25 protein-coding genes and 1 riboswitch are annotated in these 25740 nt (G+C 55.7%); of the genes, 17 read left to right on the top strand and 8 right to left on the bottom strand.

From position 1 onward, the window contains the following. Positions 1-10: 10 nt before the first annotated feature. Genes speB through WBG83_RS12000 form a run of 3 tightly spaced genes read right to left on the bottom strand, consistent with a single transcriptional unit; the run spans position 11 to position 1976 of the window. Entirely contained in the window at positions 11-880 is an 870-nt protein-coding gene (gene speB / locus WBG83_RS12010) for an agmatinase (RefSeq protein WP_336745278.1), read from the bottom strand. A gap of 24 nt (positions 881-904) precedes the next feature. Beyond that, positions 905-1732, bottom strand: coding sequence for a polyamine aminopropyltransferase (gene speE / locus WBG83_RS12005; RefSeq protein ID WP_336745277.1), 828 nt, complete (start codon positions 1730-1732; stop codon positions 905-907). Between the two features lie 19 nt (positions 1733-1751). Beyond that, positions 1752-1976, bottom strand: coding sequence for a hypothetical protein (locus tag WBG83_RS12000; protein ID WP_336745276.1), 225 nt, complete (start codon positions 1974-1976; stop codon positions 1752-1754). Between the two features lie 32 nt (positions 1977-2008). On the opposite strand from WBG83_RS12000, the gene WBG83_RS11995 reads away from it, so the two are divergent. After that, the gene (locus tag WBG83_RS11995; protein ID WP_336745275.1) at positions 2009-4105 is read left to right on the top strand and encodes a transglycosylase domain-containing protein; all 2097 of its coding nucleotides are present in this window, start codon (positions 2009-2011) and stop codon (positions 4103-4105) included. A gap of 256 nt (positions 4106-4361) precedes the next feature. Here the strand turns inward: WBG83_RS11995 and WBG83_RS11990 are convergent, their stop codons facing one another. Further along, positions 4362-4868: a YwhD family protein gene (locus WBG83_RS11990; protein ID WP_336745273.1), complete on the bottom strand. Its 507-nt coding sequence runs from the start codon at positions 4866-4868 to the stop codon at positions 4362-4364. 125 nt (positions 4869-4993) lie between these two features. Between WBG83_RS11990 and WBG83_RS11985 the strand changes: the two genes are divergently transcribed. The 5 genes from WBG83_RS11985 to WBG83_RS11965 all read left to right on the top strand — a co-directional run bounded on the left by WBG83_RS11985 (position 4994) and on the right by WBG83_RS11965 (position 10829). Further along, positions 4994-6973: a M1 family metallopeptidase gene (locus tag WBG83_RS11985; protein ID WP_336745272.1), complete on the top strand. Its 1980-nt coding sequence runs from the start codon at positions 4994-4996 to the stop codon at positions 6971-6973. Between the two features lie 11 nt (positions 6974-6984). Continuing rightward, the gene (locus tag WBG83_RS11980) at positions 6985-7803 is read left to right on the top strand and encodes a hypothetical protein (protein WP_336745271.1); all 819 of its coding nucleotides are present in this window, start codon (positions 6985-6987) and stop codon (positions 7801-7803) included. 124 nt (positions 7804-7927) lie between these two features. Continuing rightward, a riboswitch (cyclic di-AMP (ydaO/yuaA leader) is annotated at positions 7928-8063 on the top strand. 3 nt (positions 8064-8066) lie between these two features. Then, positions 8067-8564, top strand: a complete 498-nt coding sequence (locus WBG83_RS11975) for a C40 family peptidase (RefSeq protein ID WP_336745269.1) — start codon at positions 8067-8069, stop codon at positions 8562-8564. Between the two features lie 123 nt (positions 8565-8687). Continuing rightward, a complete protein-coding gene (locus tag WBG83_RS11970; RefSeq protein WP_336745268.1) occupies positions 8688-10025 on the top strand; it encodes a cryptochrome/photolyase family protein in 1338 nt (445 codons plus the stop codon). A gap of 234 nt (positions 10026-10259) precedes the next feature. Continuing rightward, on the top strand, positions 10260-10829 hold the full coding sequence (locus WBG83_RS11965; RefSeq protein WP_336745266.1) for a hypothetical protein: 570 nt from the start codon (positions 10260-10262) through the stop codon (positions 10827-10829). Between the two features lie 375 nt (positions 10830-11204). On the opposite strand, the gene WBG83_RS11960 is transcribed toward WBG83_RS11965, so the two are convergent. Continuing rightward, on the bottom strand, positions 11205-11420 hold the full coding sequence (locus WBG83_RS11960) for a hypothetical protein (protein ID WP_336745265.1): 216 nt from the start codon (positions 11418-11420) through the stop codon (positions 11205-11207). Positions 11421-11514: 94 nt separating this feature from the next. Between WBG83_RS11960 and WBG83_RS11955 the strand changes: the two genes are divergently transcribed. From WBG83_RS11955 to gdhA, 3 genes are all read left to right on the top strand, one after another. Further along, positions 11515-11682 (top strand): hypothetical protein, encoded by a 168-nt coding sequence (locus WBG83_RS11955; RefSeq protein WP_336745264.1) that lies wholly within the window; start codon positions 11515-11517, stop codon positions 11680-11682. 360 nt (positions 11683-12042) lie between these two features. Next, positions 12043-13029, top strand: a complete 987-nt coding sequence (locus WBG83_RS11950; RefSeq protein ID WP_336745314.1) for a diaminopimelate dehydrogenase — start codon at positions 12043-12045, stop codon at positions 13027-13029. A gap of 432 nt (positions 13030-13461) precedes the next feature. Continuing rightward, entirely contained in the window at positions 13462-14838 is a 1377-nt protein-coding gene (gene gdhA / locus WBG83_RS11945; RefSeq protein WP_336745262.1) for an NADP-specific glutamate dehydrogenase, read from the top strand. Positions 14839-15180: 342 nt separating this feature from the next. Here the strand turns inward: gdhA and WBG83_RS11940 are convergent, their stop codons facing one another. Then, positions 15181-15711, bottom strand: a complete 531-nt coding sequence (locus WBG83_RS11940) for a DUF1963 domain-containing protein (protein WP_336745261.1) — start codon at positions 15709-15711, stop codon at positions 15181-15183. Then, positions 15623-16513, bottom strand: a complete 891-nt coding sequence (locus WBG83_RS11935; protein ID WP_336745260.1) for a LysR family transcriptional regulator — start codon at positions 16511-16513, stop codon at positions 15623-15625. The genes WBG83_RS11940 and WBG83_RS11935 overlap by 89 nt, the downstream gene beginning before the upstream one ends. Positions 16514-16725: 212 nt before the next feature. On the opposite strand from WBG83_RS11935, the gene WBG83_RS11930 reads away from it, so the two are divergent. The 7 genes from WBG83_RS11930 to WBG83_RS11900 all read left to right on the top strand — a co-directional run bounded on the left by WBG83_RS11930 (position 16726) and on the right by WBG83_RS11900 (position 24470). Further along, positions 16726-17949, top strand: a complete 1224-nt coding sequence (locus WBG83_RS11930) for an aminotransferase-like domain-containing protein (RefSeq protein ID WP_336745258.1) — start codon at positions 16726-16728, stop codon at positions 17947-17949. Positions 17950-18080: 131 nt separating this feature from the next. Further along, the gene (locus tag WBG83_RS11925) at positions 18081-19169 is read left to right on the top strand and encodes an aliphatic sulfonate ABC transporter substrate-binding protein (RefSeq protein ID WP_336745256.1); all 1089 of its coding nucleotides are present in this window, start codon (positions 18081-18083) and stop codon (positions 19167-19169) included. Between the two features lie 21 nt (positions 19170-19190). Beyond that, on the top strand, positions 19191-20561 hold the full coding sequence (locus WBG83_RS11920; protein ID WP_336745255.1) for an LLM class flavin-dependent oxidoreductase: 1371 nt from the start codon (positions 19191-19193) through the stop codon (positions 20559-20561). Beyond that, positions 20558-21907, top strand: coding sequence for an LLM class flavin-dependent oxidoreductase (locus WBG83_RS11915; protein WP_336745254.1), 1350 nt, complete (start codon positions 20558-20560; stop codon positions 21905-21907). Before WBG83_RS11920 ends, WBG83_RS11915 begins: the two co-directional genes overlap by 4 nt. Next, positions 21904-22683, top strand: coding sequence for an ABC transporter ATP-binding protein (locus WBG83_RS11910; protein WP_336745252.1), 780 nt, complete (start codon positions 21904-21906; stop codon positions 22681-22683). Before WBG83_RS11915 ends, WBG83_RS11910 begins: the two co-directional genes overlap by 4 nt. Before the next feature lie 38 nt (positions 22684-22721). After that, the gene (locus WBG83_RS11905; RefSeq protein WP_336745251.1) at positions 22722-23486 is read left to right on the top strand and encodes an ABC transporter permease; all 765 of its coding nucleotides are present in this window, start codon (positions 22722-22724) and stop codon (positions 23484-23486) included. Positions 23487-23840: 354 nt separating this feature from the next. After that, complete coding sequence (locus tag WBG83_RS11900) at positions 23841-24470, top strand: YfbR-like 5'-deoxynucleotidase (protein WP_336745250.1); 630 nt, start codon at positions 23841-23843, stop codon at positions 24468-24470. Positions 24471-24493: 23 nt separating this feature from the next. On the opposite strand, the gene WBG83_RS11895 is transcribed toward WBG83_RS11900, so the two are convergent. Continuing rightward, the gene (locus WBG83_RS11895; protein WP_336745249.1) at positions 24494-25042 is read right to left on the bottom strand and encodes a hypothetical protein; all 549 of its coding nucleotides are present in this window, start codon (positions 25040-25042) and stop codon (positions 24494-24496) included. A gap of 93 nt (positions 25043-25135) precedes the next feature. Between WBG83_RS11895 and WBG83_RS11890 the strand changes: the two genes are divergently transcribed. After that, positions 25136-25732 carry a TetR/AcrR family transcriptional regulator gene (locus tag WBG83_RS11890; RefSeq protein WP_336745248.1) on the top strand — a complete coding sequence of 199 codons (597 nt, stop codon included), beginning with the start codon at positions 25136-25138 and terminating at the stop codon, positions 25730-25732. Positions 25733-25740: the final 8 nt, after the last annotated feature.

The raw sequence follows: 25740 nt of genomic DNA, 5'->3' as shown, positions 1-25740 counted from the left end.
AGGTACCGTTTTACTTCACCAAGCCGAGCAAAATTTCACGAACCAGCTTGGAAGCGGCGATTGGCGTTTGTTCTGTCGGGTCATAAACCGGCGCAACCTCGACTACGTCCGCGCCGATCACCTTCACGTCGGAAGCCGCCAGCGCATGGATTGAGGCGAGCAGCTCCTTGGAGGTAATGCCTCCGGCTTCGGCAGTGCCTGTGCCCGGAGCGGCCGACGGGTCCAGCACGTCGATGTCGATGGTCAAATAAACCGGACGGCCCGCAAGCTCAGGAAGCACCTTCTTCAGCGGCTCCAGCACGTCAAACGGGTACAGGTTCAAATGTTTGCGGGCGTATTCGAACTCTTCGCGCGTGCCGGAACGGATACCGAACTGGTACACGTTCTTGCCGCCAATCAGCTCGGCCGCTTTGCGGAGCGGCGTCGAGTGGGAAAGCGGCTCGCCTTCATACTGCTCGCGCAAATCCGCATGGGCGTCAATGTGAATGATCGCCAGATCCGGGTATTTGGCATACACCTCGCGCAGCACCGGCCACGAAACCAGATGCTCGCCGCCGAGACCGAGCGGGAACTTCCCGTCTGCAAGCAAGCCTTTTACATATTCACCGATAACTTCCAGCGCCCGTCCGGGATTGCCGAACGGCAGCGGAATGTCGCCCGCATCGAAATATTTTACCTGATCCAGACTCCGATCCAGATAAGGGCTGTATTCTTCCAGTCCGATAGAAACCTCGCGAATTCGGCCCGGGCCGAAACGGGAGCCTGGGCGAAAGCTGACGGTGTAGTCCATCGGCATTCCGTAAATGACGGCTTGAGCCGCTGCGTAATCCGGGGAGCTCGCGATAAACACGTTACCCGAGTAAGCGTCGTCGAATCTCATGGCTGCAGTTCTCCTCGCTCTCGCTTACTTCACCAGGTCTTCCACAAATTTCGGCAATACAAAAGCCGCTTTGTGCAGACGAGGAGAGTAGTATTTGGTGTTGATTTCCGGAATTTGGGCTTCTTCCACCTGCAGCGGATCATGCTTCTTGCTGCCCATGGTGAACGTCCACAGTCCGCTCGGGTAAGTCGGGATATTGGCACAGTACACGCGAACGATCGGGAAAATTTCTTTGACATCCCGGTTTACATTTTGAATCAGATCCGCTTTAAACCAAGGGTTGTCCGTTTGCGCTACGAAGATACCGTCTTCCTTAAGCGCTTCGTAGATGCCTTGATAGAAGCCCCGGGAGAACAGCTCCACCGCCGGCCCAACCGGTTCGGTCGAGTCAACCATAATGACGTCGTAGGCGTTTTTGTTATCATGAATGTGCATGTAGCCGTCGCCGACCTGTACACTGACGCGCGGGTTGTCCAGCTCGCCTGCAATAGAAGGCAAATATTTCTTCGAGTATTCGATGACTTTGCCGTCGATGTCAACCAGTACGGCCTGTTCAACCTTCGGATGCTTCATGATCTCCCGGATTACGCCGCCATCGCCGCCGCCCACAACGAGGACGCGCTTCGGATTCGGATGCGTGAACAATGCCGGGTGAGCAACCATTTCGTGGTAAACGAACTCATCCTTCTCTGTCGTCATAACCATGCCGTCCAGCACGAGCATATTGCCGAATTCTTCGGTCTCGATCATCGCCAAATCCTGAAAATCGGTTTTTTCCGTTACATAGGTTTGTTTAATTTTGGCTGTGATGCCGAAGCTGTCCGTTTGTTTCTCTGTATACCATAATTCCATGATAGGATCCCTTCTTTCATTAACGTTCGAAATCGTACTTGCTTTCCGGATAACCAAAGCTTGCTGTTTGTGCCAAAACAAGAGAAAATCCGGCTATAAGCAAATTCCATGGTTTACCCGGCGCACTGCGGATGCTGCCTTTCTCCGTCCGCGCAAACGCACTAGTTGTATTATAGTAAATCGCGCCAAAAATGCAACGTTTTGAAGCTAAAATTTTAGTAAATACTAGCATATAGGCATTCATTCTTCACTCCACTCAGAAAGGAGGTCGTCTTCATGAGCAAGCCATCCTCTCCCGCCCAAAAGCGAAGTTCGGTCAGATCATGGACTGCTACCTTTATTTCTTTTGTCGGCATCACCGCGGCGTTAGCTGTACTGAGCCTGCTGTATTTGCGTTCTCAAGCGCTTCCGGCGGCAATCATGCCCATCAGCTCACAAATTTACGATATCCACGGGGAGGTCATCGATCAGCTGCAGTCCGGACCGAGCCGCCCGTATGTGGCGCTGGACCAAATGTCTCCTTATATTAAGCAGGCGACACTGGCTATTGAGGACAAGCGCTTCTATGATCACCACGGCTTTGATTTGCGGGGAATTACCCGGGCCGTCATCGTGAATGTGCAGAGCATGGACAAGGTGCAGGGCGCCAGCACGATCTCCCAGCAGCTTGCCCGCAATTTGTATTTGTCCCAGGAACGGACCTGGTCCCGCAAGCTGAAGGAAATGGTGTATACTGCGCAAATCGAGATGCACTGGAGCAAGGACAAAATTTTGGAGCAGTACCTGAATACCATTTATTATGGCCATTCCACGTATGGAATACAGGGGGCGGCACAGCTGTTTTTTGGAAAAGACGCCCATGACCTGACGCTGGCCGAGAGCAGCCTTGTCGCCGGGGTGCCAAAGGGACCCCGCTATTATTCCCCGCTGTTCAATATGCAAAATGCCAAGGATCGCCAAAAGGTCATCCTGCAGGCAATGGCTCAGCAGCAGATGATTACCGAGCAGGAGGCTGAGACAGCGTACAATGCCACGCTATCCTTCCGCAAGCCGGAGCAGGCCAAACCGTCGGAGGCCCCGTACTTCCGGGATTACATCCGGCAGCAGGTGACCGAGCGGATCGGCATGGACGAGGAGCTGCTGGAGGAAGGCGGCATCAAGGTATATACGACGCTGGATTTGAATATGCAGCATGCCGCAGAGGCAGCCGTTGCCGAGCAGATGGAGGGGGAAACCGGGAATACAGCCGCCGGCACCGGTTCAGCGGGAAAAACGGGCGCTGCCGATAAGCCTGATCCGCTGCAGGTTGCGCTCATTGCCATTGATCCGCGCAACGGCTATGTGAAGGCGATGATCGGCGGACGCAGCTATGCCGACAACCAGTACAACCGGGTATTCGCGGCCAGCCGTCAGCCCGGTTCGGCCTTTAAACCGTTCGTCTATTTGGCGGCGCTGCAGACCGGCACCGTCACCCCGGTAACCAAGGTCAGCAGCGAGCCGACCCTGTTCACCTACGATAACGGACGGCAAACGTATGCGCCGAGCAATTTTGCAGGCAATTATTTCGGCATGATCGATTTGCGGGAGGCCATTGCCCGTTCGGACAATATTTATGCGGTTCACACCATTCAGGAGGTGGGGGCCGAGAAGGTCATCGACCTGGCGGGGCGTATGGGAATCAGCAGCCCGCTGCAGCCGCTGCCGTCACTGGCGCTCGGCACATTCCCGGTCAGCCCGTTCGAGATGGCCTCCGCGTTCGGGGTTATCGCCAATCAGGGCGTTCGTGTGGAGCCGACGTCGATCCTGCGTATTGAAGACGCTCAGGGAAAAATATTGTTCGAGTCGCGGCCAGCCGCAACGAATGTCATCCCCGCACAGTATACGTACATCCTGACCAGCCTGATGGAAAGTGTGTTCGAAACCGGGGGCACCGCCAGCCGGGTTGCGCAGGAGGTAAAGCGTCCGGTTGCAGGCAAAACCGGCACGACGAACACCGATGCCTGGATGGTCGGCTTCACGCCGGAGCTGGCGACGGCCGTCTGGGTCGGGCACGACCGGGACCTGGCCATCTCGGCGGCGGAATCGCGCAAAGCCGCCCCCATTTTCGCCTCGTTCACAGAACGGGCGCTCGAGGCGGTGCCGCCGAAGCTGTTCCCGATGCCAGAGGGCGTCGTCAGCGTCTACATCGATCCCGCAACCGGAAAGCTGGCTACCGACGCATGCCCGGGCGCCCGTCTGGAGGCCTTCGCCGCCGGCACGGAGCCGACGGAATACTGTTCGGAGCACGGCAGCGCGCCAGCCTCGCCCGAGTCCAAAGAGAAGAAGCAAAACCGCTCGTGGTGGGAGGATTTGAAGCGGTGGTGGAACGATTAGCTGTGCCCGGCCCGGTCTGGAAGTAACCGATCGCGCTCGTGCGGAGCCGGCCGGAGCCATGTTTACGACCAGAATTCGCAGCCGCCTTCCGGACTCTCAAAAAACAAAAAAACACAAAAGGGCAAACCCCTTCAGGTTTGCCCTTTTGCTGTCCTAGTGCATATGTGTTCGTATACACTTCACTTAGTTTAATCGAGAGGCGGCTTTCTCACAATGGCTGACACAAATTTGACACATTTCACCGAAACTGCGTGTTTTACGCCAGCTTCGCCTTCAGCTCCTCCGGTGTGCGCTCCCACCATTCCGGCTTGTACTCCGCCAGACGGGTCCGCAGAGCCTCTTTCTCCTTCTCGTTCAAATCCTCCACAACATAACGGTGCTTCAGCGCCCATTCCATTTTCTGAACGTGTTCAGGCAGTATTTTCCAAATAAGCCGTTTTTCTGAATCCACAAGCATCTCGCAGGTGGTCAAGCCTGCATAATACGCCTGGCCTTCGTCATCGCGCCCAATCTCCACCCACACAATCCAGCAGCGGCGTCCATCCGGCACCTCCGCCTTGTTGGTCGTGAATTTGCAGCCCCGCTCCACCTTACTCTTGGCATGTATGGCCCCAAGATCAATATAAGCTTCATCCCCATCTACAATCATGCTCGACAGGTTGCTTAAATCCAGCATCCCTGAACCGAAGCCTTTATGCTCCTGCTTGCTGACCACATTCAGCGCGCCCAGGGATTTCTTTGGCTTGAATTCGTTCTCCGACATCAAGTACACCATCCTTCTTTAGTAAATCCATCCCGCTTTTCACTATAAATATTTTATCGCGACTAAAGCTTGTATTGCAAACATATACATGCTTTAGATGCTTGTCAACGGGGTGATGAGGAAGTATGATACGAGGAAAATTGGCCCGCTCCGCTTTACTGCGGTCCCTTCTGCTGTGTATCGGAGTTTGCTGGGCCTTGTGGTACTGGAACCATGAAACGCCGTCTCGGCTTGTGCCGGCCGGCTCAAACGAGCCTCATTCCGCCGCGCCGCTGGAGCCTCCCGCGCCTGCGGTGAAGGAGTCCGTCAAGCCCCTCAGCAACCGCATCGTGGAGTACCACATGTCCGTCGAGCTGGATGCCGGGGAGAAGCGTCTGACCGGAGCCGAGTCCATTACCTGGAAAAATCCGGGACAGCAGCCGGTAAGCGAGCTGTATCTGCACCTGTACCCGAATGCATTCACCAAGAAATCCACCTTCCTGAAGGAATCCGGCGGCAAGCTGCGCCAGGACGAAATGAAGGAGAACAGCTACGGCGGCATGGAGGTGCTGTCCATCAAAAGCGAGGACGGCGTCGATTTGACCCACACCATTCAGTATGTCCAGCCGGATGACGGCAACTCCGCCGACCGAACCGTCATGAAAATACGTTTGCCCCGTCAGGTCGAGCCTGGCGGCAAAACCTCGCTGAAGCTGCAATTTACGGTCAAGCTTCCGGAGGTATACGCCCGGATGGGCTATGCCGGGGATTTCATCATGGCGGGACAGTGGTTTCCGAAGCTGGCGGTTTACGAGCCCAAAGGAACGCGGGGGCGGACCGATGAAGGCTGGAATGTGCATCAGTATCACGGCAATTCGGAATTTTACGCGGACTTCGGAATTTATAATGTAAAAATAAAAGTGCCGGCCGACTACACCGTTGCCGCCACCGGCCTCCCGGTCAAAACGCCGGTTGAGGAGAACGGCATGAAAACCTGGCATTTCTACGCCGATGACGTGCACGATTTCGCATGGTCCGCCTCGCCGCACTTCGTTTATGCGGAAGAGCCCTTCTCCACGCCAAGTCTTCCGGGCATTCGCATCAAGCTGTATCTGGACCCTCGGCACGCCCATCTGAAGGATCGCTACATGCTTGCAGCCAAAAAAGCTATCTCCAGCTATAGCCAGTGGTACGGCACGTATCCGTACTCGACGCTGTCTATCGTAGTCCCGCCTCCCGAAGGAAACGGAGCCGGCGGCATGGAGTATCCGACCCTGGTCACCGCCTGGGGAGCCGGAGATGAGGCACCGGATTTCGAGCTGGAACGCGTTGTCGTCCACGAAATCGGACATCAATACTGGTACGGCATCGTCGCTTCCAATGAATTTGAAGAGGCCTGGCTCGATGAAGGCTTCACCTCCTATGTCGAGGACCGTGTGATGGAAAGCGAATACGGGCTGAGGCCCAATCTGCCGCTCGAGGCGGGCTATATGACTTCGCCTGCTCCGCTGAACCAGCCGTCCTGGCATTTCCGGTCCCATGACATTTATGCGGAGAACGTCTACACGCGGGCCAAGCTCATCCTGACGGCCATCGAACGGCAAATCGGCCGTCCTCAGATGCAAAAGGTATTAAAGACCTATTTCCAACGCTGGAAGTTCCGCCATCCCGGAAGCGAGGATTTCAAAAAAACGCTGGAGGATGTCACGAAGCAGCCGTGGGACGAATTTTTCCGCCAATTTGTTTACGGCAATGAGATGGTGGATTATGCGGTCGACCGCATCCAGAGCCGCAGCGTCAATCAAGACGGGACAGACGTATACGAGCACGCCGTATGGCTGAAGCGGCTGGGCGGCTATCATGGCCCCGTTCCCTTCGTGCTTCATTTTGCCGATGGAACGGAACGGCGGGAAGAATGGGACGGCAAGGATATGGAGGTCAAAATCTCCCTGACGCATCCCGCCCCGCTGGTATGGGCCGCCATCGATCCGCAGTATACGCAGGTGCTGGAGAATAAACACATCAACAATTTCATGCGTGCAGCTATTCAGCCTGAATCGGCTTCACGGCTGAAGCTGGGCACCGCTTCGATACTGGAAATTATGATGCGCCTGATTGCGCTGTAGGAGGCAAGCATATGCTTCGTTATGTAACGGAGGGCTGGCGGGTTGCCTGGCGGCAGCCCTTCCTGCTTCTGGTGCTGTTCATTTACCACTGGCTGTGGGGATTCTCCCTGCTGCAAATGGCGAAATCGGTCATCCTCCCCCTGCTGCACAGGTACCCCGGGTCCGATTTGCCCCGGCAGAGCAGCGACCTGTTCTGGGCGGAAGGACAGTTCGCCCTGCTGAAGACCGACATCGCCCACCCGTATTTATGGCTGCTGCTCGGCATCCTCGTACTGCGGATGATACTGACTCCGCTGCTGGAGGCTGGCACATTCTACTCCCTGCATCATTCCGATCTCAATGCAGGCTATCGTTTTGTACAGGGAGCGAGGCAGCTCGGCAAAGCCTATTACGGCTACTACGCGCTGCAAACCATGTTGGCGCTGCTGCCGCTCATCTGGATTGTGCCCTCCGTCCAGGAGGCCCTGCATACGGGCTCCATCTACCGCTGGGAGTGGACCACTCCGCTGCCCTGGGTCATCGGCTATTGGGCTTACGGCTACGCGGTGCGTACCTTGTTCCAGGCGATGCGGCTGAACCGCTTGACCGGCGGGGGAATACCGGGCATGCTGCAGACTTTGCTTAAATCGTGTCATGTTCTCGTGCTTTCTTCCCTCATCGTGCTGACAGCATATCTTCTTCTTTTCATTACACTGACAGGAGCTTCCCTAATGTGGGCCGGCATGACTGCATTCGTTCTGGCCCAGCTTCTCCATCTCGTACACGCCTTCGGATTTCTCTGGGAATCATCCTCCCAATATCGGGTTTGGATGGAAAAAATAGGTATTTAATACTATACCAAAGCACTTTTCTGCAGGAATCATCCTGTGGAAGGGTGTTTTTTTTTACGAAATTGTGACATGAGAAGGAATTGTAAATTGAACGTCGAATACTAGTCTCTGGCAAGTTGAAAAAAAGAATAAATTGCCGAATTTCCGAAAGGAAAACGGGGGAACCGTTTTGGGTGAATTGATCTCCGAATCTCAGAGGGATCATAGGGAACCTTCGACCGAACCCTTAGCTAACCTCGTAGGCACAGGAAGGGGTAACAGTTTTGAAGAAGGCTTCACTTCTGTTGCTCGGGTTTGTTTTTTTGATGCTTGTACAAGCTGGAAGCGCGTATGCAGAAACCCCATTGAACGAAGCCGTCAATGAAATGATGGGCACCCCGTACAAATGGGCTGGTACGAATGAGGACGGATTTGACTGCTCCGGATTTACGATGTTTATTTTCGCTAAATTCGGCATCGACCTGCCCCATCAATCTGCTTCCCAGTACACCAAGGGCTACTGGATCAAAAAGGATGAGCTCCGTGAAGGAGATCTTGTTTTCTTTGACACCAGCACCAACACAGGAAAGAGCATTTCTCATGTCGGCGTTTACGTTGGCAACAATGAATTCGCTCATTCCGCAACCAACAAGGGCATCATTAAGACAAATTTGAGTGACGCGTATTATGCCAAGCGCTATGTTGGCGCGCGCCGCATCCTTTGGGATGACCTGTATACACAGCTAACGACGGAACCGCAGACGACGGCCGCTGCCAAATAAGCCTTCTTTGTTATGGCTTGGCAACGCCCAACAAGTGGAAGCGACCGTTTCCACAGCAAGCCTGTTTCGGTGGCATTAATGCCGCTGAAACGGGCTTTTCTTATAAGAAAGGAGACTCCCCTGATGATTCTGTTTCTGCATCGCAAGGACTTGCGGACGGAGGATCTTCCCGCTTATGAATATATACTCCGGCGCGGACGGCCCAGCCTGCACGTGCTTATTCTGGATCCGCAGCTGCTGGCGGGAGGCCGGGCCGAGGAGCACAGCGGCCGAAGCTTCCTTCGGCATGCCGCACGGCTGGAAGCCGAGTACCGCCGGCTCGGCGGATACTTGGCGGTATTGTATGGCGATCCCGCCGAGGTGACCGAGCAATTATGCCGCCGGCTTGCCATAGAGGAGCTTGTCCTGCACCGTGACGTAACGCCGTATGCTCTCCAGCGCGATGAACGGATCAGGCTTGCCGCCGATCAGCTTGGCCTGCCGGTCGTCACATTCGACGAGGGTCCTCTGGCCGACGTGGACGAATTCCAGGCCTACGCCGCCCGGGGCGGCAAGACAACCCCTTATAAGGTATTCACACCGTATTATCAAAAATGGAGCAGCTTCCTGGCCTTGTACGCCCCCGCTCCTTATCCGGCCAGCGTCTCACAGCTGAGCATCGTCAAGTCCGATGAGCTAGACGATGAGCTGCTGCAGCGCCTGGCCCCTCCGTTCGACTGGCGTGCTGCCGGTGAAGAGGAGCATCCTGCCGAGGCGCTGCAGCATTTCCTTAACGGCGGTCTGGCTGCTTATGCCGATACCCGTGACCGTTATGCGCTGGAAGGCACGAGCGGCATTAGCCGCCACCTGAACTGCGGCGCGCTCTCCATCCGTCAAGCCTATGCTTCGGTTACCGCCTCTCCTGTCGGGGAAGTCTGGCGGCGGCAGCTGGCCTGGCGTGATTTTTACCTGTATCAGGCCCGGCATGACGAAAGCTTCTTTCGCTACGAGGAGCAGTTGGATTTGTCGCTGCTTAGCGACCGGTTCCTTGAGGCTTGGCAATGCGGCGAAACCGGCATCCCGATCATTGACGCCGCCATGACGGAGCTCCATACGACCGGGCGGATGCCGAATCGCCTGCGCATGATAACCGCAATGTTTCTGACCAAAAATTTGCTGTGTCCCTTCACGTTGGGCGAGCAATATTTCCGCCTGAAGCTGGCTGACTACGACCGTGTGCTGAACCGGGGCGGCTGGCTGTGGTCCGCTTCTCTGGGCTTTGACGCCGCGCCATACTTTCGCATTATGAATCCGGTCACCCAGTCCCAGACGCACGACCCGACAGGAGCCTATATCCGGCGCTGGCTGCCGCAGCTCCGCATGTTAAGCGACAAAGAAATTCATCTGCCGCGCCCTCAGGCCATCGTCGACTTGAAGGCCTCGCGCGCCCGGGCGATCGAGGTATATAAACACCTGCGGTAATCTCTCTGCGGCATTGTATCAGCCCTCCACTCAGGATTAAAGGACGTTGAATCGGCATGAAGCGATTCGGCGTTATCATTTTGAATGGATGAGGTACCTCTGGCGGGTGTCCGGCCGGAAGCCGGGTGCCTTTTTTAACTATAACGGCAGCCCCTTGGACGACTATTCCTATCCAATCTCTAAGCTATGAATATGATAATATGCAAGATTTCATAAACATAGGGAGATGATTGAATGAGCAGCGTCAAACGCCGAAGCAAAGCCATTCCCGCCAAAGTGATTCGTTTGCCCCGAAGTGCAGGCATATCCACCGCCAAAGCGATGGCTATCTACAGAGCCCAGGTGAAGCGAAATCTCACTCCAGTGCTGATTAACCAGCGTAACGTATCCATCGGCACGAACAACTCCTGGTTCAATGCGCAGGTTATCGCGCGCGATCCCGCATGGGTGGATGTGCCTGGCGCCAGCTACGTATGGTACTCCGGCAACTTGAGCAGCGAGAACGCCATTATTTCCCGGCGGTTTACCTTGTCCCCGGGAAGATCGATTCTGAGCGCATCGTTATTTTTATCCGTTGACAACTATGCCGTTGTCATTATTAACGGCGTGCCGCTGTTATTTGACGGTCCGCAAAACACGCCCTCCTTCTTCAATCCCGGACGCTCCTTTAACATTCGCGGCTTCGTTCGCAGAGGACGCAATGACATTGTCATTATTGCCTTCAACTTCGGCGGCGCCCGTTCGCCTTCCAATCCTGCGGGCGTTGCCGCCCGGCTGGATTTCCGTCTGGGCCGGCTCCGCTAAGCCCGAATTGCCGGGACGCTCTTGTCTGCTCCGGCTTACACCAGAATATAAACAAAGAGGAAGCGCCGCGCATTCAGCCGCGGCCTTCCTCTTTGTTGTGTTGTCTGCGATTTGGTCCGGGACGGCTGCAGGGATTACGGGCGCAACCACGCCCGCGGGACTGTTACGTGATGTGCCAGTTCCCGAGCCGCGCGCAGTTCCAAGCGCGCGGCGTTTGGCTGCAGGACGGCGGTCATCCGGCCACAGCTCAGGCAGTCTGAGACCAGCATCAACCGCTTGCCCGCGCAGCCAAGCAGGACCGACCCGTTGTACACCTAACAGGACCCTGCCCCTAACAAGCTCAAATCCGTGGCTCCCCCCCCCCGTACTCCCGGCTTATTGCTTCCGGACATGCTTCGGCAGCAGAAACGCCACCGCGCCGAGCAGCGGCAAGAAGGCGCACACACGCACCACCGCAGCGACGCTGGTCAAGTCAATAAGCCAGCCAAGCAGGACCGACCCGATGCCGGCCAAACCGAACGACAAGCCGAAAAACAGGCCTGCTATGGTTCCCACCTTGCCCGGCCCGATGCGGGGAAGCTGCCACTTCACGGCCCAGCATACACCGATGCTGCTCGGGCCCGGACAGTCCCGAATCCAATATCCCGGCGAATCACACCACTTCCAGCTGCAACAGGGCTCCGGCGTGACGATAATCCAGGTCCGCCAGCCTGCACTTCAGGAGCTGTACGCGGAGGAGGAGATCGACTTCGGCACCGAGCTGCAGCTCGTCCCGGAGGAGCTTGGCCTGCTCGTCAAGCACTGGAGCTCCGTCCTGCTGACCCCGGAGCAATTCCGCAAGCAGCGCCACTAGCGGAGCAGCGAACCTTAGCCGAGTGTTCTTCGCAAGAATCGGTAAAGCTCCGGCGCGCGATTTTTGAAACACATCCGCAGCAGGTCTTCAAAGAAAAAATCTAAATTTTGTATAATTAGTGCAAGTCCTATCCCTGCAGCCTAACACCTCAAAACGGCCTTCGGTGCTGCCGAACGAGCAGTCCGGCCTCCGTAACTGCGCATTTCACTATCGGTTCGGCGGATGATTTTTCACAATAATTTCTAAAATGGTTTCGGAATTGCAGATAGATTTCAGGCTCAGAGTTTACATTTCACGTAACATCTTTATACTATGTAGAGGGGACAAACCTTTTTAAATTTACAACGAGGAGGACTTTTTCTGCAAAAGCTCATTAAAGTCGGCATTGTAGGTTATGGCAACTTAGGAAAAGGCGTACAAAAAGCAATTCGCCAAAATCCTGACATGGAACTGGTGGCAGTGTTTACCCGGAGACAGCCGGATCAGCTAAAAGCTAACACTGATGGCATCCGTTTCGAACATATTTCAACGATTGAACAGTACAAAGGCATTATCGATGTCATGATTCTGTGCGGCGGATCGGCTACCGATCTTCCGGAGCAGACTCCGTTCATCGCCAAAATGTTTAATACCGTAGACAGCTTCGATACGCATGCCAAAATCCCTGAGTTTTTCAATGAAGTCAATGCCGCAGCCAAACAAGGCGGTACCCTGAGCGTCATCTCGACAGGCTGGGACCCAGGCTTGTTCTCATTGAACCGCCTGCTTGCCCAGGCTATTTTGCCGGAAGGCACGGACTACACCTTCTGGGGCAAAGGCGTAAGCCAAGGCCACTCCGATGCGATTCGCCGCGTTCCTGGCGTGAAAGCCGGCGTTCAGTACACGGTTCCGGTTGAAGAGGTGCTGACCCGCATCCGTTCCGGCGAAACGCCGGATTTGACGACCCGCGAGAAGCACCTGCGCGAATGCTTTGTGGTCGCAGAGGAAGGCGCCGATCAAGAGGCCATTCGGGAAACCATTGTTAACATGCCGAACTATTTCTCCGACTATGATACGACAGTTAACTTCATCACCGAAGAAGAACTGAAGGCAAATCATCAAGGCATGCCGCACGGCGGCTTCGTTATTCGCAGCGGAAAAACCGGAGAAGGCACCAAACAAATCATCGAATTCGGTCTGAAACTGGAAAGTAATCCGGAATTCACTGCCAGCGTGCTGGTAGCTTACACCAGAGCCGCATACCGCTTGAGCAGCGAGGGCCAAAACGGCGCCAAGACAGTGTTTGACATCCCTCTCGGCTATCTCTCCCCTAAATCGGCAGAGGAACTCCGAGAGGAATTACTGTAACTTTTTGAAATATATGGTTATGAAACCGCTGATTTAGGCAAATTTATGGAAATACACCATTTCTAACACAGCCCTGTTACTTTTTCTAGTAACGGGGCTTTTATTTTTCTAGTTTATTACACTAATTTTTATTAACTTATCATATTAAGTAATATTACATCCCTCCGAATAACCTAATCCAACACAGAAGGACAACTTACCTCATTTTTTCTGTCATATTTCTAATAACTACCTATATTATCCATATTTTGATATAGAGTGTATTAATCGGGTATCAAAATTTTTTTGATTGGCTAATCGCTTCTGTTTTGTTTTAAACTTTATGTTACAAAGTGCAAATATTGCTACGAATAATGCAAAGGAAAAACTTCAAAGTGCAATATTTTGTACAAAAAGTGCAAATACGAATGGCGATAAGGAGTGCTTTTGAACGTGACAACGGTGATTACGGAAGAGCGTCAGACCGAAGCTCAGCAATATGTCCAATCGGTCTATGAATTAGTCATCCAGCGTAACCCTCATGAAAGTGAGTTTCATCAGGCGGTTAAGGAAATCCTCGACTCCCTCACACCTGTATTCGCTAAACATCCCAAGTACATGCAGCACGGCATTTTGGAGCGTATCGTTGAGCCTGAGCGCGTAGTCAGCTTCCGCGTGCCATGGGTTGATGACAACGGGAAAGTGCAAGTGAACCGCGGCTTCCGCGTGCAGTTCAACAGCGCTATCGGACCTTACAAGGGCGGTCTTCGCTTCCATCCTTCGGTTAATGCCAGCATCATCAAGTTCCTTGGCTTTGAGCAAATTTTCAAAAACAGCTTGACCGGCCAACCGATTGGCGGCGGCAAAGGCGGCTCGGACTTCGATCCGAAAGGCAAATCGGACCTTGAAATTATGCGCTTCACCCAAAGCTTCATGACCGAGCTGTACAAGTATCTGGGCCCGGACATCGACGTGCCGGCAGGCGACATCGGCGTAGGCGCGAAGGAAATCGGATTCATGTTCGGCCAATACAAACGTATTCGCGGCGGCAACGAAGCCGGCGTTCTGACAGGCAAAGGGCTTCTTTACGGGGGCAGCCTGACACGTACCGAAGCAACCGGTTATGGCTGTGTCTATTTCGTGAGCGAAATGCTCGCTAGCAAAGGACAAAGCTTCCAAGATAAAACCGTCGTGATTTCCGGCTCCGGGAACGTATCGATTTACGCTATCGAAAAAGCGCAGCAGCTTGGCGCGAAAGTCATCGCATGCAGCGATTCGAACGGCTATATCCACGACCCGCAGGGCATTAACCTGCAAACCGTTAAACGCTTGAAGGAAGTAGAGCGCAAACGGATCAGCGAGTATGTGAAGGAGCATCCGCATGCCGTTTACACCGAAGGCTGCAAAGGCATCTGGTCGATCCCTTGCGATATCGCTCTTCCTTGCGCAACGCAAAACGAAATTGACGAGCAAGCTGCAAAGCTGCTGGTTGAAAACGGCGTCGTTGCCATCGGCGAAGGCGCGAACATGCCTTCCACCCTGGAAGCAATTGAAGTGTTCCTGAACAACCAAGTCTTGTTCGGACCTGCAAAAGCAGCTAACGCAGGCGGCGTTGCTGTATCCGCACTGGAAATGGCACAAAACAGCATGCGTCTGTCCTGGACCTTCGAAGAGGTTGACGCGAAGCTGCACAGCATCATGAAAAACATTTACCAAAGCAGCGTCAGCGCTGCCGAGGAATACGGTCATCCAGGAAATCTGGTTGTTGGCGCAAACATCTCCGGCTTTATTAAAGTCGCCGATGCGATGATCGCTCAAGGCGTCGTGTAAGCCCAGCGATTCTATTCCACAGGTGAACAGCCTATAGGAGCTGAATACGAATTCGGATGCCATCAGCCATGTGCTGCAAATCCGGATTCAATCAAAGAAGAGCCCTGCCACATTCCTGGCAGGGCTCTTCTTCATTTCGGCATTATCGTTTGGCAAGCCGTTCATCCTTCGAGTCGAGCCTCCCGGCAAATCATGTTCTGCGGGATAAGCCATGTTTCCAGCGCGCGGTGCGGAAGCCCTGCTGCGCCTCCGAAAGTATCCCGCCCCGGCTTACCGCAGGCTAACACTCCACTATAGCGAGCACCCGGTCAAAGCGGCGTTCCTGCAAATCTTGATTCCTCATCATAAAATACAAGCAGCCATGCCTAACCCGCCAATGGCTTGGGAATCCCACTCCGGCAATGTGTCGGCCTCGCTGAACACCGCACGGCTTGCGGGAAGCCTGCAGTCGGAAGATAGACCCTCCGGCCATTCTCTCCGCCGGAGAGGCCCCGCCGTTTCGTCAATGTACAGCACCTGCCACCCGGACGTATCATCGGAAAGCACCACACTAGCATACGAGTCGTTATCGTAGAAAAAGTACAGCAGGCCGTTTGAAGGCAGATCCCGCCCTGCGGCCAATGGAGCCAAATCAGTGAGCCGGAATTGAGCAAAAAAGCAAAGCGGCCCCTCTTTCCCGGCAGGCCAGTCGATAGCATCAGGCAAATCCGGATGTCCCCCGAATCTCGCGGCCCCGGCAGGAAGCTGGGCGTGTTTCACCAAGCAAACGTATGCGTGCCGGTCCTCAAGCGTTGATCCGCAACAACTGAGGGACAAGCGTATGGAGCTCTTTAAGAAACGTCTCGCAAGCAAGTGACAGCCTCTTTTTGGCATGAAGCCAGTAAAACTCCACCGGATGCTCGGTCTGCAGCGGAATGGGCACGATATTTCCGGTCATGACGTAAGGATCATTTTTCAAGGAGATGTCCAGATAAAAGCCGATTCCAAGCCCTTCGCTAATGACACGCTTGGATACCTCCGAATGCTTGGAGTGGAACATTTCCCGGATGGGTCCAAATCGCTGGAGCTCCTCCCTGATATGCTCGGAAGTGCCGATAATGGCATGACCGATAATTTCCTCCATAGATAGGCTCTCCTTGGCGGCCAAAGGGGATTTCCCTCCGACGCAGGCCATAATACGGCATTTCATAAATTTCTCGGTTACCAGGTCTTTGAAAGCCATTTCCTCCGGTGTTCCAATGAAACCCAAATCCCAGTCCCCGGATACAAGCCGCTCTTCAATCTCCGCCGGGTGACTTTCGATAATTTGCAGCTCTACAAAAGGGTATTTCTCCGAATAGCTTGTCAGCAGTTTAGGCAAAAAGCTGGTGCACGCCCCGAAGGTGGCTCCGATAACGAGCCGCTCATTGATAAGCGAGCTGTTCAGTCTGGCCGCTTCCCCGAATTGATCCCATTTGACCAAAATCTCCTCCGCCAACTGGATCAGATTGTGGCCTACGGCCGTTGGACGGGTCCCTGAGCGAGTTCGGGTGAAGATGGCTAATCCAATTTCATCCTCCAGGGCTGAAATGGAATTGCTGATGTTCGGCTGCGACAGATGAAGCTTCTCCGCGGCCAATGTGATGGAACCGTTATGCGCGACCTCGACCAAGTATCTAAGCTGTTCTATGCGCACGTTCAAACCCCTCTCCGGTCATAAGTCCTGGTTATGGAACCATTGTGTTTTTATATTTTACATTGTAATTCGGAATATGTAACAATTCAATTACTAATTCATTGTATTTCTATCGGAAATTAATATTTTAAAAAATTTCCGGCAGGCTGCCGGCGGCCGCTTTAGCCTGTTTCATTTATTTTATTCATTATTGAAGGGTTGTGATCATCACGATGAGCGAACCAATGGCTCCATTTTTATTTGCTAGACGTGTTCCGCAAACCGCTCCGATGGGAGCCGCGCAAGCCGCTAATCGGACCGATGTCGTTCCGCTCTCCTACGGCTCTCCTGTGTCCGACGCCTTTCCCTATGAAGCGCTCCAGCAGTCGGCGGCGCAGGCGATTCTGGTTCAAGGCCCTGCCGCACTACAGTATTCCGGAGCTAATGGGCCGGAGCTGGTGCGCACATGGATTGCAGCCCGCTCTGCGCTGCGGGGCATCCAGGCCGCGCCTGAGAATGTACTCGTCACCTATGGCTCCGGCCAAGCGATTGATTTCGCCTGCCGCGCAATTCTGGAGCCGGGGGACCACGTATGGGTGGAGTCGCCGACGTTCTTCGGGGCATTAAATACATTCCGAGCCAGCGAAGCGAAATTGACATCCTTTCCTATCGACGAAGACGGCTTGCGGGTCGATCTGGTGGAAGCAGCGCTGGAACAGGCGGTCCGCACGGGGCAACCGCTGCCGAAGCTGCTATACTGCATCCCGAATTACCATAACCCGGGTGGCGTCAGCTTGTCGGCCGAACGCCGCAAGCGGCTTGCGGCGCTGGCCGAAGCCTACAATTTCTTCATTCTGGAGGATGACGCCTACTCGGAGCTCAATTTCGAAGACAGCTATTTGCCCGCTATATACGCATCAGCCCCGCGGCGAACGATCTATCTGGGCACCTTCTCCAAGACGATCGCGCCTGGCATCAGAGTCGGCTGGGCCATTGCTTCGCAGGAGGCTATCGGCAAGCTGGGAACCTTCTTCCACGGCAGCCGTGCCAGCGTATTCACCCAGCAAATTGTCGGTAATTTATTGCAGAGCTATTCCCTGGAGGAGCACATCGGCGGGCTTATCAACCGTTACCGTCGGCAGCGGGACAGCCTGCTCCACGCCCTGGACAAGCACTTTGGCGAGGCGATTGAATACACAGTTCCTCAGGGCGGCTTCTTCGTCTGGCTGCGATTCAAGGAAGCAGTCGACACCGGCGAGCTCGTCCGCTATGCGGCTGAGCACGGCGTCAGCTTCATCGATGGCAGACAATTTTATTTGTCGCCGAACGATGGGGCGCGCTACGCCCGGCTGTCCTTCAGCTACTGCGAGGAGGAGGCTCTGGAGCTGGGGGTCAGCCGGCTGGCCGAGGCGTATGAGGCATATCTGGCCGATACGGACCGCAGTCGGGGGGCATAACACCAGGCTCCGGACGGCCCCGCGTGAAGAGCGGAACAGCATCCGGCTTCATCGGCCGAAGAGCCGGAGCAGCACCCTATCCATTCAACAGGCGGCATACCGCTTACATTTCCCATTCACAGGAGGATGACATGATGAAACAGTATCGATCCACAGCAGTTTATGTGTTGCTTTTGGCGGTCTTTGGCCTGCTGCTGGCAGCTTGCGGCGGCGGCACTTCACCCGGCACAGGCAGCACAGGCAGCGCAGCAGGCGCACCGGCTTCCCCCGCCTCTACGGCTCCGAAGCCGGATGCAGACAAATACAAAGGTGTCGTCGTCCGTCTGGAGGGCAGTCAGGTTGGCCCGATGATCATCGGCAAAGAGAAGGGCTGGTTTGCCGAGGAGCTGGGCAAATACGGGGCAACGGTCGAATTCCAGACGCTCGCCAGCGCGTCGCAATACAACGAAGCGCTCGCAGCGGGACGGCTGGACATTGTCCGCACCGGCTATATCGGCACCATTACCGCCCAAGCGGCCGGCATCGGGTTCAAGGTGCTTGCCGAGGGCAGCAGCGGCGCGCCGGACGCGATTCTCGTTCCGGCCTCCAGCCCGATTCAATCGGTGAAGGACTTGAAGGGCAAGAAGGTCGCTGTCGCCAAAGGAAGCAGCTCGTGGGGGCTTCTGCAGCACGCGCTGAAGAAGGAAGGCATTTCCCCGAACGACGTGCAGCTTGTGAATTTGCAGCCAAACGACGCGCAAGCCGCCTATAAGGGCGGTCAAGTGGACGCCTGGGTGATTTTTGAGCCATATCGCAGCCAGGAAACGACCAGCGGCTCACGCATTGTCGCCGAATCAAGCACGCTGGGCATTTTTACCCCGGGTTACGTGATGGCCCGCACTGAATTTGCAGATAAGTACCCGGAGCTTACTGTAGCGTTCCTCAAGGCGTACCAGCGCTCCATTGACTGGCAAAAAGCCAATCTGGAGGAGGCCATTGAGTTGAATGCCAAGGTGAAAAATGCGAGCAAGGACACGATTCGCGTCTCCCTGGCCAACCCCAGCTCGGCGCCGACGAACGCTCCGGTTTCGGCGGAAGCGACGAAATTCCAGCAGCAGACAGCGGATTTCATGTTTGACCTGGGCGAAATCAAGAAAAAGGTGGATGTCTCCCAAGTCATCGACAATTCCTTCATCGAGAAGGCGTTGAAAGAATTCAAGGCCGACGTGTCTAAAAAATAAACGGATGGAAGTGTCTTGTTCATGAACCAGCTAAACCAGCAAATGAATTTGGGCGCCTTCTTGTTTACCTTCGGGCATCATTTTGCCGCATGGCGCCATCCCCGGACAGATATAAGTGAAATTATAAGCATCGACTACTATCGGGAAATTGCGGCGAGTGCCGAACGCGGCAAGCTGGATATGCTGTTCCTGGCCGACTCCGGCTCCATTCCGGTGAGCGATGCGGAGTCCAGCGCCCGCTTCGTGTACCCGGAGGCGACGGCCGTTCTCGGCGCATTGGCAGCCATGACCGACAAAATCGGTCTGGCCGCGACGGTTTCTACAACCTTCAACGACCCCTATAATGTCGCCAGACGGTTCTCGACACTGGATCATCTCAGCCGGGGCCGCGCAGCCTGGAATGTCGTCACCTCGACGAAGGAGGGCGACGCGCTCAACTACAGCATGGATAAGCTGCCGGAGCACGGCTCCCGCTATGAGCGGGCGCAGGAGTTCCTCGACGTCGCCAACGCGCTCTGGGACAGCTGGGAGGACGAGGCTCTGTTGTGGGACAAGCGGGGCGGCGTGTTCGCTGACAAGACGAAGGTGCATCTGCTGGAGCATCAGGGCGCTTCCTTCTCTGTGCTGGGGCCGCTCAACATTCCCCGCTCCCCGCAAGGACGCCCGGTCATTATTCAGGCCGGGACCTCCCCAGCAGGCTCCAGGTTTGCGGCGCGCGGTGCAGATATTATCTTTACAGCCTGCGAGGATAAGGATGAGGCGATCCGCTTCTATTCTCACGTGAAGGGCCTGCTTCCCGAATTCGGGCGAACCCCGGACGAAGTGAAAATTATGCCCGGCCTGATGTTCTTCGTCGGCGCAACCGAGGCAGAGGCCAAGGCCAAGGAAGCGGAATTTTATGACCTGATCCTGCCGTCAGCCGGCGTCACCTATTTGTCGCGGATGCTGAATGCGGACCTGACCGGCTATTCGCTTGACGAAGAGCTGCCGGACATTAATCTGGAGGGCAACACCAGCCGGGCCAGAATCATTGTGGACACGGCGCGCCGGACGAAGCAGACCATCCGGGAGCTGGGCCTTCATTTTGCCGTCGCCCGCGGCCATATGAAGGTCACCGGCACCCCGGCGCAAATCGCCGACCTGATGGAGGACTGGTTCCGCAGCGCGGCGTGCGACGGCTTCAACATCATGCCCCCGCTGCTTCCGGGCGGCATGGGCGAGTTCGTGGATTACGTCGTTCCCGAGCTGCAGCGCAGAGGCCTGTTCCGTACCGAATATACGGGGAATACGCTGCGGGATCACCTGGGTCTGGCTCGGCCCGTCAGCCAATTTGCGGCGCACGCAGGCTCGGGTGCCGAATCTGGCGCAGCACAAGAGGAGGCCGCACAATGAGCACGGCAGGGAAACAATTGAAGCTGGGGCTGTTCATTCAAAGCGCAGGCCACCATGCGGCCGCATGGAGACACCCCGAAGCAGCAACAGGACAAAGCCACAACGTCCGTTATTACCAGCAGCTGGCCCGGACGGCCGAACGGGGAACGTTCGATCTGATTTTCCTGGCGGATGATCTGGCTGTCCCTCTGCCCTTCAAGTCCGCGCTGACGGATCGTTACGGCAAGCTGGAGCCGCTGACGCTGCTGGCGAACCTCGCCGCCGTCACCGAGCATATCGGCCTGGCCGCTACCTTGTCCACTACCTTTAACGAGCCGTATCATGCAGCGCGCAAGTTCGCCTCCCTGGATCACATTAGCGGCGGGCGGGCGGCTTGGAACGTCGTCACCTCGGCCCTGCATGACGAAGCCCGTAACTTTGGGCAGCAGGAAATTCCGGAGCATGATCTGCGCTATGACCGCGCCGACGAATTCGTACAGGTAGCTGCGGGCTTGTGGGACAGCTGGGAGGAGGATGCGGTTCTGGCGGACAAGGAAAGCGGGCGCTACTTCGATGCGGAGAAGGTGCACGTCTTGAACCACCAAGGAACGTTCTTCTCGGTTCGAGGTCCGCTGAATGTCGCCCGGCCGATTCAAGGGCGTCCGGTGATCATTCAGGCCGGCTCCTCCGGCACAGGGCAGCAATTTGCCGCCAAGCATGCCGAGATTGTGTTCACGGTGCAGAACGATCTTGCGCAGGCCAAGCAATTCTACAAGCAAGTAAAGCAACTGGCCCAGACACACGGCCGTTCGGCCGACGATATCAAAATTTTGCCCGGCCTGTTCCCAATCATTGGGCACACACCCGAGGAGGCGGAAGCCCGCTTCCAGCAGCTTCAAGGACTGGTGGACCGCGGAATCGGAACCGCACTGCTCGGCGGCGTGTTCGACAACATCGACCTGTCCGGCTATGCGGATGACGAGCCGTTCCCGGAGCTGCAGGATGCTCACGGCACCCGCAGCCGCTTCCAGCTCGTTATGGACACGGCCAGACGAGAAGGTCTGACCGTCCGCGAGGTGTACCTGCGCTTCGCCTCAGCACGCGGGCATCTGACCGTCATCGGCACGCCGGAGCAGATTGCGGATCGCATGGAGCAGTGGCTGAACGAGGAAGCCGCGGACGGCTTCAACATTATGCCGCCCTTTATGCCGGGCGGATTGGACGAATTCGTGGACAAGGTCATTCCGCTGCTGCGGCAGCGCGGGTTGTTCCGCACCGAATATGAGGGCCGCACATTGCGGGAAAATCTGGGCCTCCCCCGGCCGGCCAGCCGTTATGCTCAGGCGGCAGGCGAAGGTGAAGCATGAGCGCCGTTACAGCCACAGGCCGGCTGGAGCTTATCGGGGTGAGCAAAAGCTTCCGCGCTGCCGACATCAACCATGTGCTGGCCGATATTCACCTGGGCATCAGCCCCGGCCAGCTTGTGACCATCATCGGCCCTAGCGGCTGCGGCAAAAGCACCCTGCTCAAAATCATTGCCGGGCTGGACTCGGATTATGAAGGCACAGTGCTGCTGGACGGGACGGATGCCGGCGGGCCGAGCCGTAAGAAAGGGTTTATTTTTCAAGAGCATCGGCTGTTCCCGTGGCTGACGGTCGAGGAGAACATCGCAGCGGACCAATCGCTGCGCAGCGCGGAGATCCGCCAGAGGGTGGACGAAATGATCGGGCTGGTTCGCTTGAACGGGTTTGAACGGGCGTATCCCAAGGAGCTGTCCGGAGGCATGTCCCAGCGGGTCGCCATCGCCCGGGCGCTGATGCAGAGCCCGCAGGTGCTTCTGCTGGACGAGCCATTCGGCGCGCTCGACGCGTTCACGCGGGCGCATATGCAGGAAGCGCTGCTCGATATTTGGCGCACAAACCGGACCACCATGCTGCTGGTTACCCACGATTTGGACGAGGCCGTCTTCTTAGCAGAGAAAATCGTCGTCATGGACGCCCGTCCGGGACGGGTGAAGCAGGTCCTCTCCAATGATCTGCCCTACCCGCGCACACGGTATGGAGCAGGCTTCCAGCAGCTGCGGGCGCAGGTGCAGCGGGTGCTGGAGCAGCCTGGAGATACGGATGAAGGCTGGACGATTTAAAGCATGACACCGATGACGTGCATGATAAAGGAGATCTTATGAAAATATCGCGAAAATGGTGGAAAGGATCCATCATCCCCATCCTCGTGCTGCTCGTCTGGCAGTGGGCCTCCCTCTCGGGAGCTGCCGATCCTAAGCTGTTTCCGGCGCCCAGCTCGATCTTCGGGGACTTGTACGGCATGATCGTATCGGGGGAATTGTACTTTCACATCCGCATCAGCATCGTACGCGCCGCCCTCGGTTTTCTGCTTGGCGGCACACTGGGGCTGCTGGTCGGCCTGCTGGTCGGCATGTCTGTACATGCCGAGGAACTGGTTGATCCGTCTGTGCAAATGCTGCGGACCGTGCCCTTGCTTTCTATTACGCCCTTGTTCATCCTGTGGTTCGGCTTCGGCGAGCTGTCCAAGGTGCTGCTGATTGCGATGGGGGCCTTCTTCCCGTTATACGTCAATACGTTTCTCGGGGTACGCAATGTGGACAAAAAGCTGTACGATGTGGCGCGCGTGCTGGAGTTCAGCTGGTTCAAGCAGGCGACCAAGCTGATGCTCCCTGCAGCCCTGCCGAATGTGCTGCTGGGCCTCCGGCTGTCGCTCAGCATCTCCTGGCTGTGCCTGGTAGTGGCGGAGCTGATGGGAGCGGACAGCGGCGTCGGCTTCCTGATTCAAGACGCGCGCTCCTATGTTCGGACCGGAGCCGTATTTGTCGGCATCTTCGTCTTCGCGGCGGTCGGCAAGCTGGCCGATTCAGTGGTGCGCCTGCTGGAGCGCAGGCTGCTGCGCTGGCAGGATAACTACCGGGGATAACCCGTGCCCTGCTGCGAGATTCTGCCAATTGCGTACTGCAGCACCGTAAATTGAAATGGAGGGCAGGAGGACTGGAGCAGGCCTACCGCTACGACATCCACTTGCCGCCGCAAGCCGATGTCGGAAGCAAATCGGCGTGATTTTGCCGCATGGCGCTATGAAGACCTTCACGCAGAACGAGTAGAGTAAGCTCCACCCGCCCAGCCTTCTTATTCGCTTGAGCCTAACCTCCGCGGTCTGCAATTTGCGGCACGCGGCGCTGATATTCCCTTGATGCAGCGTTAATCCCCCCTTAACAGTGGCATGATATACTTGGCTTGTTCGCCACACTACCTTAACCAAAGGATGACGCTTATGGGAATTCATACGTATTTTCGGTCGCTGAACGAGCTGGAACGCATCATACGCTGCCCTGGCAAATTCAAATTTGAAGAGCACAGCGTGTCGGCCCATTCCTGGAAAGTGGTGCAGTATGCCAAAACCTTGGCCGATATCGAAGAAATGCACGGGGTACCGGTTAATTGGAAGAAGCTCTATGAGATTACAAGCAGCCACGATTACGGGGAAATCTTCATCGGGGACATCAAAACACCAGTGAAGCACTCTTCTCCGGAGCTAAGGCTTCTGATCCAGCAGGTGGAAGAAGGCATGGTGGATCATTTCATCAACGAGCACATCCCGGAGGAGTTCAAAAGCATCTTCCGCAGGCAGCTCCGCGAAGGCAAGGACAACTCCGTCGAAGGGCTCATTCTGGAGGTCGCCGATAAAATGGACCAGGTATACGAAGCGTTTGCCGAGCTGCAGCGCGGGAACACGGAGAAGGAATTTGTCGTGATGTACCGCAACGCCTTAATCAAAATCAAGCAGATTCGGCTGCACTGCGTAGATTATTTCCTGACGCACATCCTGCCGGACATGGTCAATGAGGAATCGATGTCCCCGATTAACATCAAGCAAATTACGGAAGAGGCCTTATCGCAATAACGGGACGCCCTCAAGCTTCCGGCTTACAGTGCATCCTGTGGGCGCTTATACTTACGGGGCCATAACGTGTAACTGAAGCTTATTGCAAAATCGACAGCTACGATAATCGACCACAGCTGAATAACCTGTTTCACCTCCTCGGTGCGATCCGCTGCATTCACCATCAGAATCATGCCGTACAGCAAGGTACACCCGACGGCCCACGCCGCGAAATGACGGAACCAGCTTCTTCGTTCCCGGCTGGCGTGCTCTTTGCCGTAGACGGCGGTTTTTTGCGGCGGCGGTCCTCCGGCGAACCGGTGCGCAAAGCGGACATCGGCGCCTTTAATCATCGCATGCCCGAATACCAGCGAAACCCCGATATAAACGGCGGCCAGGCCATGAGCATAGGTTGCCTCCGCCCCGCTGCGCAAATGCAGGACCGTCACGATCAGCAGAACCACATCGATGACCGGCGTGCAGAAGAACAGCGCCATCCCCGTCTTCGGAAGCCGGAAAATATATCGGCACACCAGTCCCGCCAATACGAATACCCAGAACCCGATTTCGCAGGCGATAATTATGGGAATCATGCTCCCCACTCCTTTTTTAGAACAATTGTATTAAAAAAGCTAGCTTTATTATAACGGATTCTTTTTAAAATACAACTGTGTTATAATAAAAACATGCCAAAAATTGTCGATCATGCGAAGCGAAAAGAACAAATTGCGGAGGCCACCTGGCAGGTCATTCGCCGGGAAGGGCTTGACGGTGTATCCGTGCGCCGCATTGCAGAAGAGATGGGAATATCCCTCGGGGCGCTGCGGCATTATTTCGATTCACAGGAGGAGCTGCTGGCCTTTGCCATGCGGCTTATCTCCAGCCGGGTCCATGCGCGGATTAGAAGCCTGCCGTTCACCGGGCACCCCCGTCAAGATTTGGAGCAAGCCATCGCCCAAATCGCGCCGCTGGATGAAGAGCGAATCGCGGAATGCGAAGTGTGGCTGGCGTTCGCCGGAAAGGCCGTGTCCGATGACACGATACGGGCGTTAAGCCAGGAGGTCCACGAGCAAATCTACCACGGCTTGCGGCAAACCATCGATTCGCTGATTCTCCAAGGCCTGCTGAAGCCCGGTATTGACCCGGAGCAGGAAACCCGGCGGCTTCACGCTCTTATCGATGGCCTTGTGGTCCACTGCACGACCTACCCCGATCTGTTCCGTACAGATGATCTGATGCAGACGGTCTCCTACCACCTGGATACTCTCTTCGTCCAGCCATAAGGGCACAC

The sequence above is a fragment of the Paenibacillus sp. y28 genome (assembly GCF_037137075.1).
Taxonomy (GTDB): domain Bacteria; phylum Bacillota; class Bacilli; order Paenibacillales; family NBRC-103111; genus JBBBNV01.
Note: the sequence above shows the minus strand (reverse complement) of the source record. Positions and strands in the feature narration are given on the sequence as shown.

Excerpts from the sequence above, each read along its gene's own strand:
- WBG83_RS11965 (WP_336745266.1), top strand. The coding sequence starts at position 10,260 with ATGAGCAGCGTCAAACGCCGAAGCAAAGCCATTCCCGCCAAAGTGATT.
- WBG83_RS11980 (WP_336745271.1), top strand. The coding sequence starts at position 6,985 with ATGCTTCGTTATGTAACGGAGGGCTGGCGGGTTGCCTGGCGGCAGCCC.
- WBG83_RS11985 (WP_336745272.1), top strand. The coding sequence starts at position 4,994 with ATGATACGAGGAAAATTGGCCCGCTCCGCTTTACTGCGGTCCCTTCTG.
- WBG83_RS12000 (WP_336745276.1), bottom strand. The coding sequence starts at position 1,976 with ATGAATGCCTATATGCTAGTATTTACTAAAATTTTAGCTTCAAAACGT.
- WBG83_RS11990 (WP_336745273.1), bottom strand. The coding sequence starts at position 4,868 with ATGTCGGAGAACGAATTCAAGCCAAAGAAATCCCTGGGCGCGCTGAAT.
- WBG83_RS11930 (WP_336745258.1), top strand. The coding sequence starts at position 16,726 with ATGAGCGAACCAATGGCTCCATTTTTATTTGCTAGACGTGTTCCGCAA.
- WBG83_RS11900 (WP_336745250.1), top strand. The coding sequence starts at position 23,841 with ATGGGAATTCATACGTATTTTCGGTCGCTGAACGAGCTGGAACGCATC.
- WBG83_RS11925 (WP_336745256.1), top strand. The coding sequence starts at position 18,081 with ATGATGAAACAGTATCGATCCACAGCAGTTTATGTGTTGCTTTTGGCG.
- WBG83_RS11920 (WP_336745255.1), top strand. The coding sequence starts at position 19,191 with ATGAACCAGCTAAACCAGCAAATGAATTTGGGCGCCTTCTTGTTTACC.
- WBG83_RS11910 (WP_336745252.1), top strand. The coding sequence starts at position 21,904 with ATGAGCGCCGTTACAGCCACAGGCCGGCTGGAGCTTATCGGGGTGAGC.
- WBG83_RS11940 (WP_336745261.1), bottom strand. The coding sequence starts at position 15,711 with ATGCCAAAAAGAGGCTGTCACTTGCTTGCGAGACGTTTCTTAAAGAGC.
- WBG83_RS11890 (WP_336745248.1), top strand. The coding sequence starts at position 25,136 with ATGCCAAAAATTGTCGATCATGCGAAGCGAAAAGAACAAATTGCGGAG.
- WBG83_RS11970 (WP_336745268.1), top strand. The coding sequence starts at position 8,688 with ATGATTCTGTTTCTGCATCGCAAGGACTTGCGGACGGAGGATCTTCCC.
- speE (WP_336745277.1), bottom strand. The coding sequence starts at position 1,732 with ATGGAATTATGGTATACAGAGAAACAAACGGACAGCTTCGGCATCACA.
- WBG83_RS11915 (WP_336745254.1), top strand. The coding sequence starts at position 20,558 with ATGAGCACGGCAGGGAAACAATTGAAGCTGGGGCTGTTCATTCAAAGC.
- WBG83_RS11905 (WP_336745251.1), top strand. The coding sequence starts at position 22,722 with ATGAAAATATCGCGAAAATGGTGGAAAGGATCCATCATCCCCATCCTC.
- WBG83_RS11995 (WP_336745275.1), top strand. The coding sequence starts at position 2,009 with ATGAGCAAGCCATCCTCTCCCGCCCAAAAGCGAAGTTCGGTCAGATCA.
- speB (WP_336745278.1), bottom strand. The coding sequence starts at position 880 with ATGAGATTCGACGACGCTTACTCGGGTAACGTGTTTATCGCGAGCTCC.
- WBG83_RS11895 (WP_336745249.1), bottom strand. The coding sequence starts at position 25,042 with ATGATTCCCATAATTATCGCCTGCGAAATCGGGTTCTGGGTATTCGTA.